Below are 17,288 nucleotides of genomic sequence, written 5' to 3' on the forward strand. Positions count from 1 at the left end.
CCTGACCTCCCTTACCAGACGTAGGCGAGGACTTCGCCCCCGACGCCCTGCTTGGCCGCCTGACGGTCGGTGAGCAGACCGGTCGACGTGGAAATGATCGCCACGCCGAGGCCGCCGAGGACCTTGGGCAGGTTGGTGGACTTCGCGTACACACGCAGACCCGGCTTCGAGACGCGACGCAGGCCCTGCAGGCTGCGCTCACGGCTGGGGCCGTACTTCAGATCGACGACGATGGCCTTGCCAACGGTCGCGTCTTCGGTGCGGTAATCGGCGATGTAGCCCTCACGCTTGAGGATCTCGGCGATGTTCACCTTGATCTTCGAGTGGGGCGCCTTCACCTGATCGTGGTACGCCGAGTTGGCGTTGCGCAGACGCGTCAAGAAGTCTGCGATCGGATCAGTCATGGTCATGGTTAGACCTCGACACCTTTCTCGCTGCGGTTCCCATGCAACATCTCCCGCACGCTCGCGCGCAGGTGACCGTGGGCCTACAACAATTCGGCTGGTCCGGTCGGCACTTGCCGACCGGATGAGTTCTCTTGCGAGCTCTCGGCGCCTGGCACGGTCCCACCCGCGCCGAAGCGCGCAGCGGACACAGATCTGCCCAGGCAACCGCTCTAGTGTAGGCAATGCCGTGGTCAGGACCAAACTCGGGGTCAGCGAGGTTGCTCACTGCCCGACGCGCCCCCCGCCGAGCAACCCGCCGCAGAGGCTGTAATTCCCGCCACATTTCGACCGATCCCGTAACGCTACGGCCAGCTGGACATATAGGGCCAGATTTCCCGGCAAGACAATCGGACCTCATGACCGAGCACCACAGTTACCTGTGACTGATAGCGATCAACTATGCCGCGGCGAAATAGTTGATCTTGCTGGGGTTACGGTTTGTGCCATGTTACGCACCAGGGGGGTGCAGTCGACGACTGCAGGGCGACATCTCGCCAATTCGGGGACTCCGCGACAGCTCGAGTCCCACGGCGCATTCACGAGCCGGTTCGGCATCCGCCACTAGGCGCCTTCGGATTTTCGCCGACATCTGAAATCTCTTGCTCCGCAGGGTTGTCCAGCGGGCGTGCCAAGCGCGCCCGCTGGTCAGTGCTGCGTCGCAGCGCTCTGTAGAAAAGGAAAACAATGATCGTCAGGAAATTCGTCGCGACCGCGATGCTGGCAGCGGCATCGACCGTGATCTGCGCGGGCACCGTGCACGCCGAGACCACCCCGGCCCCGATCCAGGCGCCCGCCGCGACCCCCGCGCTGCCGGTTCAGCAGGGCGTCGACGGCAGTGTCGGCTATGTCGCGCAGGGTAGCGCCGACGGCCGGGGCGTAGTGGCCGAACTCGACAGCGGTGCGTTCGCTCTCGACGGCTCGGCCGTCACGATCACCGACGCCGCGGGTTCGACCATCGGTTCGATCCCGACCGCTTACCAGATCGCCGGGCAGCACATCACCCTCATTCCGGCGATCAGCGCGAGCGGCCGCGAACTGACCCTGACGCCGGTCGGCATGAGCCGCCTCGACGACGTGGCCGCCAAGGACTTCCAGACCCAGCTGGGCGCCGCCGCGGGTGGCGCGGTCATCGGTGGCATCGTCGGTGTCATTGCCGGACTGGTGCTGACCTTCATCATCAACGGCATCCTGCTCGGCCCCGCCGGTTGGGTGCTGTCGGGATTCGGCCTGCTCCTGTTCGTCGGCGGCGGCCTCATCGCGGGCGCGACCCTGGGCGGCCTGGCGGGTTACGCCATCGCCAACGCTCTGCCTTGATCGGATAACCGAGCCGGACGGCCGTTTCGCCCTTTCGTCGGGGGCGGGCGAAACGGCTGCTCCGCCACCGTCAGTCAACTGAGCGGGCAGCGCACCTCACGCGGCGGTGTGACCTGCCCGCGTGCCCGTCTTGTAGGTGATCAGGATCGCCGAGGCCGAGACACCAGCGGCGACGATCAGCATCATCTCGCCACCCACCACCATGCTCATCAAGCCACCGAGCAGGGCGCCGACGGCGAAGGCCGCGTATTGCAGGCCGTAGCCGAGCCAATCGCGCGAACTACCCCCGCTGACATGGCTTTCGATACCCTGGCTCAGCTTCACGACCGTTCCGGTGGCATAGCTGAGCGGGACGCTGGTCTCGCCGTTCTTGACGAACGCGGTGTTGAGCGCGCCCACCGCGAAGGCGACGAACGCGATCGGGATGAACCCCACCTCCTGACCGCCGGTGCGGTCGAGGGCGTAGTCGACGACCGCGGCCGCGGCGAGCGCCGCGGTGGTCACCACGGACGCGCCGTAGTGGCCGCTGCGCCACAACCGCCGCCGGAGTATCGAGGCCACGAACACCCCGAGCCCGAACGAGAAAAGCAGCGTAATAGCCCCGGTGGCCAGCAGCTGGTCATTGTCGAACCAGCCGAGAACGGCACGCTCGGTATTACCGGTCATGAATGTCACGAAATATCCGGCGGAATGCGTATATGCCGCGGCACCGATAAATCCGGCCAATATCGAAAGAAATGCGACCATCGGCATCGCGCCCGCCGGAATCCCACGCAGCGGCGCCCGGTGGGCCACGTCACGAGCCTTGTTTTCTGTGGTCAGGGTCACAATTTCACATCCTCTGCATTCGCTCTGGCAAGGGATCGACACTGACACCCATCTGCACGCTGCATTGTCGCGCAACGCCCTCGACAGTAGCCACGGAATAAATTTCCGACCAGCACGGAGATCACATTCTCGGGAAAGACACAGGATTATGAGGTGCCGGCAATACCGCGGTAACCGAGAATTCGATATCAATTCCGAGGACAGCCACGCGAAAGATCGGCGACGACCTGCGGCGATGCCGCCGCAGGATGGCCGCCGATCCGCACCATCGTTCGAATTGCGTTCGATACCAACCACTTTGCGTTCGTGAGCGCCGCTCACGAATGTGGTAGCTTCGCGAGGTTCGTCGGATCTGCGCAGGAGGCTCGGCCGTTGTCTTCCCACCGTGCACGCCGCCGGGGCTCGGCCTATCTGCTCGCCGTACTGCTCGGGATCGGCGCGCTCGTCACGCCTGCGCGCGCTTCGGCCGATCCCTACGTCGACCAGCTCGCCGACGCGGCGGCCACCCCGACGCTGGGGTGGGAGGGTTGCGCGGACGGATTCGAGTGCGCGTTGGCTCAGGTGCCGCTGGACTACAACAGCCCGCACGCCGCGCAGATCGACCTGGCGGTCATCAAGTTGCCCGCGTCCGATCCCGCACGGCGCATCGGGACGTTGTTCGTCAACTTCGGTGGGCCCGGCCCGTCCGGCGTGGACCGGCTCCGCGAGCGAGCCCGCTGGCCGTGGCTGTTCTCCGACGAACTGCGCGCCCGGTTCGACCTGGTCTCCTGGGATCCGCGCGCGGTCTCGCGCAGCGCGGGCACGCAGTGTTTCGCCAGCGCCGACGAGCAGGCCGCGTACCTCGCTTCCTTCCCCGGCACCCCCACCGATCCGCGCGATGAGCCCGCGTTCTTCGCCGCCTCCGCCGACATCGCCGCCCGCTGCGCCGAGAACGCCGGCCCGATCCTGCACCACGCCTCCACCGCGAACACCGCCCGCGACCTTGACCTGTTGCGCCGCGCGGTCGGCGATCAGACCCTGACCTACCACGGTATTTCCTACGGCACCCAGGTCGGCGCGGTCTACGCCAACATGTTCCCCGGCCGGGTCCGCGCGATGGCGTTCGACGGTTCCCTCGACTTCGAAGGCAATGTCAACGGCCACGGCACCGACGGACTGAACCTGCCCTTGGACACCCGCCAGGGCGTAGCCGCGGGCATCGCCGAGACCTTCGATACCTTCGTGCGCGACTGCTCTGCCGCGGGTCCGCGCTGCGCGTTCGCCGCGGGCGACCCGAAACTCAAGTGGATCGCGCTGGCCGAACGAGCGCGCCTCGCGCCGATCACGGTCGACGGCACCCCGTGGACCTTCTCCCAGGTGGTGAGCGCCGCGGGCAGCCTCTCCCGCCCCGACACCTATCCTGACCTGGCGATTCTTCTCCAAAGCCTGTTCGACGCGGCAACGGTGCTCCCCGCGCGGGTTCCCGATGCTCTTTTCGCCGAGAACCATCCCGCCAACCGTGTCGAGGCCTTCTACACAATCCAGTGCTCCGACAGCACCGTCCCCACAGACCCCGCCGTCTACAGCAGAGTGGCCGCCGCCGTTGACCGCGAGTCCCGCTACTTCGGCCGAACCGCGGTCTTCAACGCCACCCCCTGCGCCTTCTGGCAGGCCGAGGACCGAGACCGCTACACCGGCCCGTGGAACCGCGAAACCGCCGCCCCGATCCTCGTCCTCAACAGCCGATACGACCCGGCCACCCCACTGGCTGGCGCCAAAGCCGGTGCGGCCCAACTGAACCGGGCCCAGGTAGTCGTCATCGAAGGCGCGGGCCACAGCTCCATGTACGTCCAGAGCACCTGCGCCGAACACCTCAAACGCGACTACCTGTTCACCGGCCAACTTCCTCCTGCCGGCATCAGCTGCGGAATCGACCGCTCCCCGTTCAACTGAGCAAGCAGAGGAAGTCGTAGAGCGGCGGCTTCTCCACGCTGCCCCCGGCGAACAACAACTGCGCGATCGGCGAACAGATCAACGCCGTCTCCGACGACCCCGACCCACCCCCCGAACCGGAATCGGCAACCGGCGCGATGGGGGCGGCGGATGCGACAGCGGGCGCCCCGAGGAGCGCGACGGAAACAACAGCGACTGTGGCGAACTTCTTCATGCGCCAAGAGAACACACCAGCCTCAGCCTCGGGAGTGAAATATCAACATTTCATCCAACGTCACAACATCCGCGGGTGGTTGTGCGCCGGTTTCCAGCAGAGGATCCTGAGTAGGTCGGTTAGTTGGAGGCTGTTCGATGACACCTCGTACGATCGCGCTCATCGGTGGGGTGACGGCAGGTGCCGCCGCGCTGAGCGTCGCCGTGGTGTTGTCGGTGGACTGGTCGGAGGCCGCCCTCTACGACCCGGCCAGGATCCTGCTGCTCGGGCCGCGTGAGGCGTTCAAGGCGGCAGCGGTTTCGCCGGTTTTCGGGCGGGTCGAGCTTGTACTGTTCCTGCTGGCCGGGGCGTCCTTCGTCGCATCCGGTCTGTTCACCTGGACGAATCGGCCGCGTGATCTGGCCGGACCGCTCTTCGTGCTGGCGGGCCTGGTGTGGCTCGCGGGCGGCGTCCGCCGGTCGAGCGACCCGGCGCTGTTCACCGCCGGCGCGGTGCTGACGAATATCTATCTGCCGGTGATGATTCCGGTGCTCCTCGGCTTCCCGTCCGGGCGACTGAACCATGTGTGGGAGCGCTGGTGTGTCGGGGCGTGCTGGGCATTGGCGGTGATCGGCGTGTCAGCCGAGTGGATGTTCTTCGATCCGCGCGAAGTCCCGGCGCCGCACCGGTCGACATCTGTCAACCTGTTGTTGATCCGACACGATCCGGTCATCGCCGATCGGATCCAGCTGCTGGTCGGCGCGCTCGTCTTCGTCCTCGCCATCGTGCTGCTCGGGGTGGTCCTGCGGCGCTGGCGTACGGGCACGCCTGCCTACCGATCCGGCTTCTCACCGGTGATGGTCTTCGCGCCGATCGCCGGGCTGATCATCCTGGCGATCTTGCTCTCGACCGCGATCCAGTTGCCGGGTTCGATGCACAGCTGGGTATTGGACCTGCGTTACGTCCCGATCGTTCTTTTGCCGATGGCCATCGCGTACGGGCAGATGCGGTACCGCATAGCGCGGTCCGCTGTCGGCGATGCGATGGTCGCGATCGGGGCCGCCCCGATCGGTTCCGGCTTCGTCGAGGCATTGCGCCGCGCATTGCACGACCCCACCTTGGAACTATGGCGTTTCGATGCCGGGCGCGGGTGTTATGTCGATGACGACGGGATCGCGCGAGAACTACCGGCCGATTCCGACCCCAGGGTGGCGACCGTGCTGGAGCCCGCCGGGTCCCCACTGGCCGCGCTCGTCTTCGACGAACAATTGCAGACCGAACCGGCACTGCTCGCGGTGGTGCGCGGCGCGACCGAGCTCGCACTCGAACACGAACGCCTGCGCGACGATCTGGCCGACCAGCTCGCCGAAGTGCGCCGCTCCAGGGAACGCATCGTGGCGGCGGGCGACGCCGAACGCCGCCGAGTCGAACGCGATCTGCACGACGGCGCCCAGCAACGCCTCGTCGCCGCGGCGATCCTGCTACGCAGAGCACAGCGTTCGGCCGACACCGCGACCCAGGACGACCTGATGACGCAGGGCGCCGCCGAACTGGACACCGCGCTCACCGAACTCCGCGAACTGGCCAGGGGCGTGTTCCCGCCCATCCTCGCCGAGCGCGGTCTCACCGCCGCGCTGACCGCCCTCGCCGAACGCGCCCCGATCGCCGTGCGAATCCAAGGCGACCTGGTGCCGAGGCCGGCGCCCGGGATCGAGTTGGCCGCGTATTTCATCGCCGCCGAAGCCCTCACCAACGCGGCCAAGTATTCCGGCGGCACGCACGTGGACATCGAGGTGGATGTCGTCGCCGAGAGCGCGCGGCTCGTGATCGCCGACGACGGGCGCGGCGGCGCCAGCATCGGACCTGGTGGCGGGCTCAGTGGGTTGTGTGATCGAGCCGCCGCGCTCGGTGGACAGCTGTTGCTCGACAGCGCACCCGGCACCGGCACGGTTCTCACCGCCACGCTCCCGCTGCGCGCGCGGGAACCGGTGTTCAATGAAGATTCGCGCCAACGGCGAGGCGGTGACACATGAGCGGTGGTGACCTCGAACCCGGCACGGTGTTCGCGGGCTACACGATCGAGCGAAAGCTCGGCGCGGGCGGCATGGGCTCGGTCTACGCGGCCAGGCACCCGACGCTGCCGCGCACCGTCGCGCTCAAGGTGCTGCACCCCTCGCTCACCGGGGACGACTATGTCCGCACCCGATTCGAATTCGAAGCAGATCATGTCGCACGGCTCGAACATCCCGCCATCGTGGCGGTCTACGACCGGGGCCAGGAAGGTGACCGCCTCTGGATCGCGATGCAACTGGTGCCGGGAACCGACGCAGCCCATCTGGTGCACGAGGGGCCGGTGGCACCGGCGCGCGCCGTGCACATCGTCGAGGTGGTCGCGGCGGGACTCGACTACGCGCACCGGGCGGGCGTGTTCCACCGCGATGTCAATCCGGCGAACATCCTGCTGGCCGCCCCGACCGAGCCGGGCGAGGCCGAGCGGGTGCTGCTCACCGATTTCGGCATCGCCAAAGCGCTCGACGACACGGTGCACCTCACCGCGGCCGGGATGATGGTGGCCACCCTGCGTTACGCGGCCCCCGAACAGATAGAAGGGCGAGCGATCGATCACCGGGCCGACCAATATTCGCTGGGCTGCACCCTGTTCCATCTACTCACCGGCAGCGCGCCCTATCCGGGGCCGGGTCCGGCGGCCATCATGAACGGCCACCTCAACGCACCGGTACCGTTGCCGAGCTCCCGGCTGCCTTCGCTGCCGAAGGCCCTCGACGCCGTGATCGAGCGGGCGATGGCCAAGAGCCCGGATGCCCGCTATCCGAACTGCGGGGAATTCGCCGCCGACGCGCGAGCGGTGCTCACCGCGGCGTCCGACGCCACCGCCGAGCTACCGACGATCCCCGAACCTCTCCCGCCGCGGGAGTCATCCCGACTGCGCGTTGTGCTCGCCGACGACTCGGCGCTCCTTCGGCAGGGCATCGCGCGACTGCTCGAGGACGAGGGATTGGAGGTGTCGGGGCAGGCGGGTGACGCGGTGGCGCTGTTGGGTTTGGTCCGCGCGCACCGCCCCGATGTGGCGGTCGTCGACATCCGGATGCCACCGACCTGCACGACCGAGGGCATCGACGCGGCGGTGACGATCCGTCGCGAGTTTCCCGAAACGGCGGTGCTGCTGCTGTCTCAGTACATCGAAACCGAGAGCGTGCTCGACCTGCTCGCCGGTGGCGCGCGCAGCCTCGGCTACCTGCTCAAAGACCGAGTTTCCGATATCGACGAGTTCGTGACGGCCCTGCGACGGGTCGCCGCGGGCGGCTCGGCGATCGATCCCGACCTGGTCGGCCGCTTGGTCTCCCGGCCGCACCACGGCGCCCTCCCGCTCGACGAGCTCTCCGCCCGCGAGCGAGAAGTGCTGCGGCTCATGGCCGAAGGGCGCTCCAACCGCGCGATCGGCGCCGCCCTGTTCCTCGGCGAGCGCACCATCGAAACCCACGTGCGCAGCATCTTCGTCAAACTCGGTCTCCAGCCGGAACCCGACGACCACCGCCGCGTCCTCGCCGTCCTGACCCACCTACGCGTCTACAACTGAACGCACGAAGGCCGCGTCGGACTACCATTGCGCCGTGACGAACGCGCCCAACAGCGCCTTCGCATGGCGATCATACGGCCCGGCAACCAAGTCGAGAGCCCTTGCCTTGCACCGTTATTCGCCCAGCTAGCCGGTGGCACCCGACGGCCGGTCGACCGGAACAACCGTGAGCACGGCCTCCAAGCCCGCGAAGTCCTTTGGGTTCGTCGTAAACAGCGGCAGGCCGTTACTCGCGGCCGTGGCCGCGATCATCAAGTCCGAGCTCCGTCGACGTGGGCTGCGACCGACAGCGTAGACCTGAGCGCAGAGCAGACCGAAGACGCGAGCAGCGCGGCTGTCGTAAGGCAGAGCCTCGCCGAACTCGGCCTCGACCCGTTGCAGTACGGCGATGCGGTTGGCCCGCTTGATGACGTCATCGGTCGCGTGCGGCCCGTGCGACAACTCCCCCAGCGTGACAGCCGTGATGGCTGACTCCACCGGAAGATCAGCGACGTCGAACAGGCCGAGCGCCGCGACGATGCACGTGTCCAGAACGCCCCGATCGTGGCGGCTCACTCGTCCACCGGCCACGGATCGTCAGCGAGTTCATCATCCACCATCGCGTCGAGGTCGCGCCGCAGGTCATCCGCATCCAGAGCCGGAACACCGACGAAGGATTGCTGGGCCCTTGCGGTCGAGACGAAGCGACTGCGATGGATCGGAATCACATCAGCCAACGGTTCACCATTGAGCGTGAGCACGAACCGCTCCCCGTCACGAAGACTCCTGGTGATCCGCCCGGAGTCGTTGACGAACGCGCGAACGCTGACTTCGGGGGGGATTTTTCCGGGAGCAGCCATACCCCAATGTACTACTGCGTACCACGCCGTGGTACTGCAATCGGGGCCGTCCGAACCGACCCAGGCAACACCCGACCTGTCACTCTGACCACCTCTGCTCGGCTGGAACCGGGACTCGAAAGACGACCGGCGCGCGGATATACTATTTGGAAAACAGATATCAACCGGAGGTTCAGATGGCACGGACAGTGGTCGATCTCGATGACGCCGCGCTAGCCGAGGCGGCTCGATACCTGGGAACAACGACCAAGAAGGACACGGTCAACGCCGCATTGCGCGAGATCATCGATCGCCGCCGCCGCGCTGAGGCGATCGCCCGGATGCGGGCGCTGGTCGCCAATGGCGAGATCGACCTGCCCGAAACCGGGCCGGCACGCCCAGGCCATGAGTCGGCGGCGTGACCGAACGGTTCCTCGCCGACACCAGCGCCCTGGTGCGATTCTTTCGAGGCCAGACCGGTGCGCAATGGGACCAGCTGGCCAGCTCCGGCCTGTTGGGGATCTGCGAACCCGTTCGCCAGGAATACCTACGTGCCGCGGGTGGACGTCCCGCTTACTACGAGGCAGCCAGTCTGCTTCACGAGATCTTTCCCTACTTCGCGATGCCCGATTCCTGCTGGGAGGATTCCGCGCAACTGCAGGATCGCCTCGCCGAGAAGGGCTGGCATCAGTGCGCGGGCCCGGTCGATCTACTCGTCGCGGTGACCGCCGCACACCACAAGCTGACTGTGCTGCACGCGGATTCGGACTATGAGACCATCGCCCGCCTCACCGGGCAGCCTGTTCAACGCATCGACTGAATTCACGACAAACGCGACAAGGCACGGACTCTCCGTCGAGAGTCCGTGCCTTGCTTCGTTATTCGCTTAAGCGGGTGCGCTCACGAGGAGCGCAAGCTCACCAGGAGCTCTTGTGCACGCCCGGGAGCTCACCGCGGTGCGCCATTTCGCGGACGCAGATACGGCACAGGCCGAACTTGCGGTAGACCGCGTGCGGGCGACCGCAACGCTGGCAGCGGGTGTAGGCGCGGACGGCGAACTTAGGCTTGGCCTCCGCCTTGATGCGCAGTGCTTTCTTAGCCATGTGCTCAGTTCTCCTTGAACGGGAAGCCGAGGTGCTTCAGCAGCGCGCGGCCTTCTTCGTTGTTGGTCGCTGTGGTGACCACGGTGATGTCCATACCGCGCGGGCGGTCGATGGAATCCACGTCGATCTCGTGGAACATCGACTGCTCGCTGAGGCCGAACGTGTAGTTGCCGTTGCCGTCGAACTGCTTCGGCGACAGGCCGCGGAAGTCGCGGATACGGGGCAGCGCGATGGACACGAGACGGTCCAGGAACTCCCACATACGGTCGCCACGAAGGGTGACCTTCGCGCCGATCGGCATGCCCTCACGCAGCTTGAACTGCGCGATCGACTTGGTGGCCTTACGGATTTCGGGCTTCTGGCCGGTGATCAGCTCGAGGTCCTTGACGGCACCGTTGATCAGCTTCGCGTCACGGGCGGCGTCGCCGACACCCATGTTCACGACGACCTTGACAACGCCAGGGATCTGCATCACGTTGGCGTATTCGAACTCGCCGTTCAGCGCGTCCTTGATCTCGGCGCGGTAGCGCGCCTTCAGCCGGGGCTGAGTCTGCTCAGAGGTGGTCATGTCAGATGTCCTTCCCGTTTTTACGGGAGATCCGGACGCGCTTGCCGGACTCTTCGTCGGTGCGGTAGCCGACGCGAGTCGGGTTACCGTCGGAGTCGACGACCATCACGTTGGAAACCTGGATGGGGGCTTCCTGGGTGACGATGCCACCCGAGGACGCGCCACGCTGGTTCGCGGAATCCGCGACGTGCTTCTTGATGCGGTTCACGCCTTCGACGAGAACCTTGCCGGTCGCCGGGAAGGCCTGAATGACCTTGCCCTTGGCGCCCTTGTCCTTGCCCGAAATGACGAGCACGGTGTCACCCTTGTGCACCTTCATAGTCAGAGCACCTCCGGGGCCAGCGAAACGATCTTCATGAAGCGCTTGTCACGCAGCTCGCGGCCGACCGGGCCGAAGATGCGGGTGCCACGAGGGTCGTTGTCCGGCTTGATCAGCACGGCGGCGTTCTCGTCGAACTTGATGTAGGAACCGTCCGGACGACGACGCTCCTTGGTCGTGCGAACGACGACAGCCTTGACGACGTCGCCCTTCTTCACGTTGGCGCCGGGGATGGCGTCCTTCACGGTGGCGACGATGATGTCACCGATACCGGCATAGCGACGCGACGAGCCACCGAGCACGCGGATGCAAAGGATTTCCTTCGCCCCGGTGTTGTCGGCGACGCGCAGTCGCGACTCCTGCTGAATCACTTCAGCACCTCCTGGACCTGGATGTATACGTACGCCGGATTGCCGACCCGACGCACATGGTCAGTCACCCTCCGGACGCGCGCCTGCCAGCGGAAATACCTTCCACTGGGGGTTCACTGCCGGATTGCGAGGGCATAGCTCCCGCAGGCAACCGTTCTAGTGTAGGTGAACCCCCAGGGCAAACCGAATCGGGGTGCGTCGGCAGATCTGAAGTAGATATGTTTCAAACTGCCTTCGTCGCGCACGGCCCGTTGCTACCGTCCCGCCATGAACATCACCCTGCCGATGAAGCGCCGTCTCGCGACCACGGCCACCGCGTTCGCCGCCGTCGTCACCATGGTGGCACCGCATGCGGGCGCGGGTCCCGTCATCGACATGCTCACCGACACGCTGACCGTCGGCTGCACCTCGAAGATCGACGTCGTCGGCCTCGACAACTATGTCGGCGCGCAGGTCGACTTCCTCGCCAACGGCAAGTTCTTCGCCAGCGACACCGTCGAGCTCGAGGTGAACGTCGCCGGCGTCACCGTCGCCAAGGCCACGGCGTTCTACCACGTCGACACCGAGGTGGAGGTCAACCTGTCGCTGCTGCTGCATGCCACCGGCACACCGCTGGTGACCAAGCGCGTGCCGACGGTCATGCGAATCCTGAACGCGGGCAGCGGCCTCGCCTGCGACCTGGCGACCGGTAGCTCGGGCCTGTCTTCCTAGCCACCACTGCACCGAGACGGCGTCGCGCCGGTAGCCTGTGCGGGCTAGCTCGAGCGCAACAAGCAGGGTGCGGCTGCCGCATCGGGGAAGGAAGTCCTGTGACATCGTCCGGTCGTCCGTCGGTGATCGACCGCCGCGCGTTCCTGATCGCCATGGGGCTGGTGCCCGTGGCCGCCGCGCTGGCGTCGTGCTCGTCCGAAACCACCGAAGTGCAGCTCACCGGCGTCGATCTGGGCGGCGGCGACCCCACCATCCGCCCGCAGGACGACCTGTACCGCCACGTCAACGGCGCCTGGCTGCGCGATTACCAGCTCCCGCCCGACAAGGCTTCGGTCGGCGCGATCACCGACGCCAACGACCGGACACTGGACCAGCTGCGCGCGATCATCGAGGGCATCTCCGATCCCGAGCACGGCTCGGAGGCGCAGCAGATCAAGGATCTCTACGACGCGCGCCTTGACCTCGACGAGATCGAACGCCTCGGCATCACGCCCCTGACCGGGCTGTTCGCCGCGATCGACAAGGCCGCGGGCAAGCCCGAGCTGGCGAAGGTGATGGCCGAGGCGCCGATCGCCGGGCTGATCGGGATGGGTATCAGCATCGATCGCAAGAATTCCAAGGCCTATATCCCCAGTGTCGGCCAGTCCGGGCTCACGCTGGGCGAGCAGTACTACCGCAAGCCCGAGTTCGCCGCCCAGCTCGCGGGCTACCAGGTCTATCTCGAGCAGCTGGCCGCCGGCCTCGGCCTCGCCGACCCGGCCGGGGTGGCGCAGCGGACGATAGACCTGGAAAAGCGCATCGCCGCCGGGCACTGGGACAGCGTGCGCCTGCGCAATACCGATGCCACCTACAACCTGATGAGCTGGCAGGAACTGACCGCGCTCGGCCCCCAGTTCGATTGGGATCCGTGGCTGGCGGGCATGACCGACCGGCCCAAGTCGCTGTTCGACAAGATGGTGGTCGGCCAGCCGTCGTTCGTCACCGCGGCCGCGCAGCTGTGGGGCGAGGTCGATATCGCCCAGTGGCGCGACTACCTCAAGCTGCAGGTGGCCAACAGCTATGCGCGCTTCCTGCCCAAGGCCATCGCCGACGCGCGCTTCGAGTTCGTCGGCCGGGTGCTGAGCGGTCTAGAGGAGAAGCCGGAGATGTGGCGCTCCGCGGTGGGTGTGGTCGACGACAATCTCGGCGAACCGCTGGGAAAGCTGTACGTGGACAAGCACTTCCCGCCCGCGGCCAAGGAACGCGCGTTGGAGATGGTCGCCGACCTCACCGCCGCCTACCGCGACAACTTCACCAATTCGACCTGGATGACCCAGCCGACCCGCGAGGCCTCGATCGCCAAGCTGGACAAGATCGCCACCCAGATCGGTTACCCCGACAAGTGGGTCGACTACTCGTCGGTGCAGATCACGCGCGGCAAGCTGATCGAATCCCTGTTGGCCATCAACGCTTTCGAGTCCAAGCGCGCGTTCGCCCGCCTCGGCACCGAGGTGGACAAGATGGAGTGGAGCATGTCGCCGCAGACGGTGAATGCCTACTACAGCCCGACCACCAACCAGATCGTCTTCCCGGCCGCCTACCTGCAGCCCCCGTTCTTCGACAAGGACGCCCAGGCCGCGGTCAACTACGGCGCGGTGGGTTCCACGATCGGCCACGAGATCGGGCACGGCTTCGACGACCAGGGCTCCAAGTACGACGGCGACGGCAACCGTCGTGACTGGTGGACGCCCGAGGATCTCGCGGCGTTCGGCGCCAAGACCCAGCAGATCATCGCGCAGTACGACGTGCTCGTTCCCGAGGGCGCGCCCGAGGGCCAGCACGTGAACGGCGCGCTGACCGTCGGCGAGAACCTGGCCGACCTGCGCGGCCTGCAGATCGCGCTGGCCGCCTATCAGAAAGTGGCTCAGCGGTCCGGCGAGCAGCCCGACTACCAGAGCATGTTCTTCTCGTGGGCGCGGCAGTGGCGCGACAAGCAGACCGAGGAGGCGACCCTGCAGGGTTTGCAGGACACCCACTCCCCCAACGAGTTCCGCTGCAACCAGGTGGTTCGCAATATCGCCGAGTTCTACACCACCTTCGAGGTGAAGGACGGCGACGAGCTGTTCATGCCACAGGACCAGCGCGTCACGCTGTAGGACACAGCTTCCCCCCGGAAAGTGACGTAGGTTAGCCTAGGCTGACTTACGCTGGAACTTGCTCTACGGAGGGTGCACCCATGACGACTGTTCGGACTTCGCGCGGCTGGCGACGCGCGGCGGTTGCCGCGCTCGCCGGTGCTCTCGCCTTCGGCGTCGTCGCCTGCGGTTCCACCGAGGACGAGGCCGCTTCGGGCGAAGCGGTGACCATCACCCACGCCCGCGGCGAGACCACCGTCCCCGGTACCCCGAAGAAGATCGTCGCCTTGGGCAACCAGTGGCTCGACAGCTCGCTGGCGCTCGGCGTTGTCCCCGTCGGCTACATCGACAACGTCTCCGCGGTGTCCAAGAGCACCCCGCCGTGGACGCCGGAGTCCCTGAAGGCGGCCACCGCCCTGAACACCACCGGCAGTATCGCCGAGCAGGTCGCAGCCCTGGAGCCGGACCTGATCCTGGCCGACCCGTTCATCGCCGACCAGAAGACCTACGACGACCTGTCCAAGATCGCCCCGACCCTGCCCGCGCTCACCAAGGACGCCGTCACCCCGTGGCAGGACCAGGTCACCGCGCTGGGCAAGGTGCTGCACAAGGAGTCCGACGCGAGCGCGGTGATCAAGAAGGTCGACGACAAGATCGCCGCCATCGCGACCGCCAACCCGGGCCTGAAGGGCAAGACCTTCGCCAGCACCTGGCTCGCGAGCCCCGCGCAGCTGATGGTGCTGACCGACCCCAATGACGGTTCGGCCAAGGTGTTCACCGCACTCGGCATGGGCATCCCCGCCAACCTCACCGCGCTGCCTGCCAACCAGGGCCGCCTGGCGCTGTCGCCGGAGAAGGTCGACGAGCTCACCGCCGACCTGCTGCTGGCCGGTTACTCCCCCGGCCTCGACGAGAAGTACCGGCAGTTGCCGGGTTACGCCGATCTGCCGTCGGTGCGCAAGGGTTCGGTCGTGTTCCTGACCACGCAGGAGATCAGCGCGATCAACCAGCCCAGCGCGCTGTCGGTGCCGTACATGCTGGACAAGCTCGAGCCCGCGTTCGCCGCCGCCGCGAAATAGGCCCCAGACCGGTTCTACCCCGAGGATTTCACCGTGCTCGCCTCCGCTTACCCCGCCCAGACCCGCTTCGCGCTGCGTGCGGGCGTCACCTGCCTCACGACTCCCGCCGGCGCGGTGCTGCTGAACCCGCCGCGCAACGAGAAGCTGACCGGTCTGGGCGCGGGGGCGCTGCAGGCGCTGAAAACCCTGAATCAGGGCCCGGCGACCGCGGCGGAGATGGCGACCGCGGCGGCGGGCGACGACATCACCGCCCTGATGCGCAAGCTCACCGACGGCGGCTGGCTGTCGGTAACGGTCCGCGACGGCGGCCGCGATCTCTACAGCATCCGGCCCTTCGCCGACCCAGCCCCGCGTCCCACGGTGGCCTTGCCCACCTGGTCGGCGGCACTGTCGAAATTCGCTGTCCTGCACCGCGACAACCAGGGCTTCGTCCTCGAACACCCCCAGTCGTGGTGCGACCTGCGCATCCACGACCCCCGCCTGCTCGCCCTGCTCGACGGCCCGCTCGCCGCCGATTCCCCGGTCCCCGCCACCGTGAAAACCCAGTTCATGGCCGACCTGCAGTGGTGCGGTTTCCTGGTCGACGGCGACGAGGAGGAGCGCGAGTTCACCACCCGCTCCTGGAACACCCCCGACCTGTGGTTCCACCGCCGCAGCACCCTCGGCGCCCGCACGGTGACCTGGGACGACTTCGGCCCCACCCGCTGGGCCGACGGCCAGTTCCCCGAATTGCCTTTGCGCCGCGCGTCATTCGATGGCGCACCGGTCGCCTTGGCGAAGCCGGACCTGGTGTCGCTGCGCGTATCCGATCCGAGCCTGGCCGCCGCCATCGAGGACCGCGTCTCCACCCGCGCCTTCGACGACGCCGCCCCCATCACCTCAGTTCAATTGGGCGAGTTGCTGTTCCGCACCGCCCGCACCCGAGACGACGGCTCCCGCCCCTACCCCTCCGGCGGCGGCGCCTACGAACTCGAGATCTACCCCGTGGTGCGCAATGTCGCAGGCCTGGAAAACGGCATGTACCACTACGATTCGACCGACCACGCCCTGCGCCCGGTCGCCCCCGCCGACGCCCCCGCCGTCCAGAAGCTCCTCAAATCCACCTCGGCAACCTTGGCAGGCGGCGCGCAACCCCAAGTCCTGCTCCTGGTTTCGGCCCGCGCGGGCCGCGTCATGTGGAGCTACGAACAGGTCGCCTACGCCAACATCCTCAAACACGTCGGCGTCCTCATGCAGACCTTCTACCTCGCCGCCACCGCCATGCACCTCGGCGTAGTCGCCCAAGGCTTCAGCGACACCTCGGCGTTCGCCGCCGCCACCGGCCTCGACGAACTCGAAGAATGCAACGTCGGCAGCATCATCGTGGGCTCACCAGCCCGCTGATCCGCGTCCGACGGTCTCGGATCCGCGAGTCGGCCTCCGAACGGGTTCCCCAGCGATCGCCCAGGCACCTGTTCGCACGGAAGTCCCTGGCCAGAGCGGGAACTCGCTAGTTGCTAGTGTGCGCGGGAGTGTGTAGCGTCACACGAACAAGAACGGCCGCCCGGTGAGCTACCAACTCACCGAACGGCCTAGGTACGAAACAGTCCAAGCTGTTCGCACCGTGGGATGAAATCCTACATGCAACGGCTCGGCGCTCCATGCGTCGGGCTTTCGTCGTTCCAGGGGTGAAGTCTGCCCTGACGACGGGCTTCCTGTGTCGTGTCCTGGGCTGGCCGCTCCTGTCGGCCGTTATCGGAGAGCCCGACCGAGGGACAAACAACCCTGACACCCCAGCCTCCTGCGAGCACCTTCGTCGTACGCCTCGCACGTACGCATCTGGTCGGTTCGGGAGTGCACACCAACGCCTGGGTCCAACATCGCCACACGCCGAAACAGGCGCGGGGCCAATTGT

The 17,288-nt window shown here is 66.8% G+C and carries 19 protein-coding genes; 10 read left to right on the plus strand and 9 right to left on the minus strand.

What is annotated here, in order from left to right:
- Positions 1 to 11 precede the first annotated feature (11 nt).
- Positions 12 to 410 (minus strand): 30S ribosomal protein S8, encoded by a 399-nt coding sequence (gene rpsH, locus ACFXKN_RS12135; RefSeq protein ID WP_056818383.1) that lies wholly within the window; start codon positions 408 to 410, stop codon positions 12 to 14.
- Positions 411 to 1,130: 720 nt separating this feature from the next.
- Between rpsH and ACFXKN_RS12140 the strand changes: the two genes are divergently transcribed.
- Positions 1,131 to 1,760 (plus strand): hypothetical protein, encoded by a 630-nt coding sequence (locus tag ACFXKN_RS12140; protein WP_379432966.1) that lies wholly within the window; start codon positions 1,131 to 1,133, stop codon positions 1,758 to 1,760.
- A 96-nt stretch (positions 1,761 to 1,856) separates the two neighbouring features.
- Here the strand turns inward: ACFXKN_RS12140 and ACFXKN_RS12145 are convergent, their stop codons facing one another.
- Positions 1,857 to 2,513 carry a YoaK family protein gene (locus ACFXKN_RS12145; RefSeq protein ID WP_378954262.1) on the minus strand — a complete coding sequence of 219 codons (657 nt, stop codon included), beginning with the start codon at positions 2,511 to 2,513 and terminating at the stop codon, positions 1,857 to 1,859.
- Positions 2,514 to 2,960: 447 nt separating this feature from the next.
- On the opposite strand from ACFXKN_RS12145, the gene ACFXKN_RS12150 reads away from it, so the two are divergent.
- On the plus strand, positions 2,961 to 4,520 hold the full coding sequence (locus ACFXKN_RS12150) for an alpha/beta hydrolase (RefSeq protein WP_379432967.1): 1,560 nt from the start codon (positions 2,961 to 2,963) through the stop codon (positions 4,518 to 4,520).
- Here ACFXKN_RS12150 and ACFXKN_RS12155 read toward each other — a convergent pair.
- Complete coding sequence (locus ACFXKN_RS12155; RefSeq protein WP_378953793.1) at positions 4,513 to 4,734, minus strand: hypothetical protein; 222 nt, start codon at positions 4,732 to 4,734, stop codon at positions 4,513 to 4,515. The genes ACFXKN_RS12150 and ACFXKN_RS12155 overlap by 8 nt on opposite strands.
- 137 nt (positions 4,735 to 4,871) lie before the next feature.
- Between ACFXKN_RS12155 and ACFXKN_RS12160 the strand changes: the two genes are divergently transcribed.
- Together ACFXKN_RS12160 and ACFXKN_RS12165 are read left to right on the plus strand one after the other, a co-directional pair.
- Positions 4,872 to 6,746: a sensor histidine kinase gene (locus ACFXKN_RS12160; protein ID WP_379432968.1), complete on the plus strand. Its 1,875-nt coding sequence runs from the start codon at positions 4,872 to 4,874 to the stop codon at positions 6,744 to 6,746.
- On the plus strand, positions 6,743 to 8,311 hold the full coding sequence (locus tag ACFXKN_RS12165; RefSeq protein WP_379432969.1) for a protein kinase: 1,569 nt from the start codon (positions 6,743 to 6,745) through the stop codon (positions 8,309 to 8,311). Before ACFXKN_RS12160 ends, ACFXKN_RS12165 begins: the two co-directional genes overlap by 4 nt.
- Positions 8,312 to 8,437: 126 nt before the next feature.
- Here the strand turns inward: ACFXKN_RS12165 and ACFXKN_RS12170 are convergent, their stop codons facing one another.
- On the minus strand, positions 8,438 to 8,866 hold the full coding sequence (locus tag ACFXKN_RS12170; RefSeq protein WP_379432970.1) for a type II toxin-antitoxin system VapC family toxin: 429 nt from the start codon (positions 8,864 to 8,866) through the stop codon (positions 8,438 to 8,440).
- Positions 8,863 to 9,150 (minus strand): hypothetical protein, encoded by a 288-nt coding sequence (locus ACFXKN_RS12175; protein WP_379432971.1) that lies wholly within the window; start codon positions 9,148 to 9,150, stop codon positions 8,863 to 8,865. Before ACFXKN_RS12175 ends, ACFXKN_RS12170 begins: the two co-directional genes overlap by 4 nt.
- 176 nt (positions 9,151 to 9,326) lie before the next feature.
- Between ACFXKN_RS12175 and ACFXKN_RS12180 the strand changes: the two genes are divergently transcribed.
- Positions 9,327 to 9,551: a type II toxin-antitoxin system VapB family antitoxin gene (locus ACFXKN_RS12180; protein WP_378953777.1), complete on the plus strand. Its 225-nt coding sequence runs from the start codon at positions 9,327 to 9,329 to the stop codon at positions 9,549 to 9,551.
- Positions 9,548 to 9,949, plus strand: coding sequence for a PIN domain nuclease (locus ACFXKN_RS12185; protein WP_378953774.1), 402 nt, complete (start codon positions 9,548 to 9,550; stop codon positions 9,947 to 9,949). Before ACFXKN_RS12180 ends, ACFXKN_RS12185 begins: the two co-directional genes overlap by 4 nt.
- A 97-nt stretch (positions 9,950 to 10,046) precedes the next feature.
- Here ACFXKN_RS12185 and ACFXKN_RS12190 read toward each other — a convergent pair whose 3' ends face one another.
- Genes ACFXKN_RS12190 through rplN form a run of 4 tightly spaced genes read right to left on the minus strand, consistent with a single transcriptional unit; the run spans position 10,047 to position 11,490 of the window.
- Positions 10,047 to 10,232, minus strand: coding sequence for a type Z 30S ribosomal protein S14 (locus ACFXKN_RS12190; protein WP_056818387.1), 186 nt, complete (start codon positions 10,230 to 10,232; stop codon positions 10,047 to 10,049).
- Between the two features lie 4 nt (positions 10,233 to 10,236).
- Positions 10,237 to 10,800 (minus strand): 50S ribosomal protein L5, encoded by a 564-nt coding sequence (gene rplE / locus ACFXKN_RS12195; protein ID WP_056818389.1) that lies wholly within the window; start codon positions 10,798 to 10,800, stop codon positions 10,237 to 10,239.
- A 1-nt stretch (position 10,801) separates the two neighbouring features.
- Positions 10,802 to 11,119 (minus strand): 50S ribosomal protein L24, encoded by a 318-nt coding sequence (gene rplX / locus ACFXKN_RS12200; RefSeq protein ID WP_056818391.1) that lies wholly within the window; start codon positions 11,117 to 11,119, stop codon positions 10,802 to 10,804.
- Between the two features lie 2 nt (positions 11,120 to 11,121).
- The gene (gene rplN, locus ACFXKN_RS12205) at positions 11,122 to 11,490 is read right to left on the minus strand and encodes a 50S ribosomal protein L14 (protein ID WP_056818394.1); all 369 of its coding nucleotides are present in this window, start codon (positions 11,488 to 11,490) and stop codon (positions 11,122 to 11,124) included.
- A 267-nt stretch (positions 11,491 to 11,757) separates the two neighbouring features.
- Here rplN and ACFXKN_RS12210 point away from each other — a divergent pair, with 267 nt between their 5' ends.
- From ACFXKN_RS12210 to ACFXKN_RS12225, 4 genes are all read left to right on the plus strand, one after another.
- Positions 11,758 to 12,201 (plus strand): hypothetical protein, encoded by a 444-nt coding sequence (locus ACFXKN_RS12210; RefSeq protein WP_378953771.1) that lies wholly within the window; start codon positions 11,758 to 11,760, stop codon positions 12,199 to 12,201.
- Between the two features lie 98 nt (positions 12,202 to 12,299).
- A complete protein-coding gene (locus ACFXKN_RS12215; RefSeq protein ID WP_379432972.1) occupies positions 12,300 to 14,336 on the plus strand; it encodes a M13 family metallopeptidase in 2,037 nt (678 codons plus the stop codon).
- A gap of 80 nt (positions 14,337 to 14,416) precedes the next feature.
- Positions 14,417 to 15,394, plus strand: a complete 978-nt coding sequence (locus ACFXKN_RS12220) for an ABC transporter substrate-binding protein (RefSeq protein WP_378953765.1) — start codon at positions 14,417 to 14,419, stop codon at positions 15,392 to 15,394.
- A gap of 33 nt (positions 15,395 to 15,427) precedes the next feature.
- Entirely contained in the window at positions 15,428 to 16,777 is a 1,350-nt protein-coding gene (locus ACFXKN_RS12225) for a SagB family peptide dehydrogenase (protein ID WP_379432973.1), read from the plus strand.
- The last annotated feature ends 511 nt before the right edge of the window (positions 16,778 to 17,288 follow it).

The sequence above is a fragment of the Nocardia sp. NPDC059195 genome (assembly GCF_042754695.1).
In the GTDB taxonomy this organism is placed as follows: domain Bacteria; phylum Actinomycetota; class Actinomycetes; order Mycobacteriales; family Mycobacteriaceae; genus Nocardia.

What these genes read in the sequence shown, in the direction of transcription:
- ACFXKN_RS12180 (WP_378953777.1), top strand. Translation starts at nt 9,327, where the DNA reads ATGGCACGGACAGTGGTCGATCTCGATGACGCCGCGCTAGCCGAGGCG.
- rplE (WP_056818389.1), bottom strand. Translation starts at nt 10,800, where the DNA reads ATGACCACCTCTGAGCAGACTCAGCCCCGGCTGAAGGCGCGCTACCGC.
- ACFXKN_RS12140 (WP_379432966.1), top strand. Translation starts at nt 1,131, where the DNA reads ATGATCGTCAGGAAATTCGTCGCGACCGCGATGCTGGCAGCGGCATCG.
- rplX (WP_056818391.1), bottom strand. Translation starts at nt 11,119, where the DNA reads ATGAAGGTGCACAAGGGTGACACCGTGCTCGTCATTTCGGGCAAGGAC.
- ACFXKN_RS12165 (WP_379432969.1), top strand. Translation starts at nt 6,743, where the DNA reads ATGAGCGGTGGTGACCTCGAACCCGGCACGGTGTTCGCGGGCTACACG.
- ACFXKN_RS12190 (WP_056818387.1), bottom strand. Translation starts at nt 10,232, where the DNA reads ATGGCTAAGAAAGCACTGCGCATCAAGGCGGAGGCCAAGCCTAAGTTC.
- ACFXKN_RS12155 (WP_378953793.1), bottom strand. Translation starts at nt 4,734, where the DNA reads ATGAAGAAGTTCGCCACAGTCGCTGTTGTTTCCGTCGCGCTCCTCGGG.
- ACFXKN_RS12220 (WP_378953765.1), top strand. Translation starts at nt 14,417, where the DNA reads ATGACGACTGTTCGGACTTCGCGCGGCTGGCGACGCGCGGCGGTTGCC.
- ACFXKN_RS12160 (WP_379432968.1), top strand. Translation starts at nt 4,872, where the DNA reads ATGACACCTCGTACGATCGCGCTCATCGGTGGGGTGACGGCAGGTGCC.
- ACFXKN_RS12145 (WP_378954262.1), bottom strand. Translation starts at nt 2,513, where the DNA reads ATGCCGATGGTCGCATTTCTTTCGATATTGGCCGGATTTATCGGTGCC.
- ACFXKN_RS12175 (WP_379432971.1), bottom strand. Translation starts at nt 9,150, where the DNA reads ATGGCTGCTCCCGGAAAAATCCCCCCCGAAGTCAGCGTTCGCGCGTTC.
- rpsH (WP_056818383.1), bottom strand. Translation starts at nt 410, where the DNA reads ATGACCATGACTGATCCGATCGCAGACTTCTTGACGCGTCTGCGCAAC.
- ACFXKN_RS12210 (WP_378953771.1), top strand. Translation starts at nt 11,758, where the DNA reads ATGAACATCACCCTGCCGATGAAGCGCCGTCTCGCGACCACGGCCACC.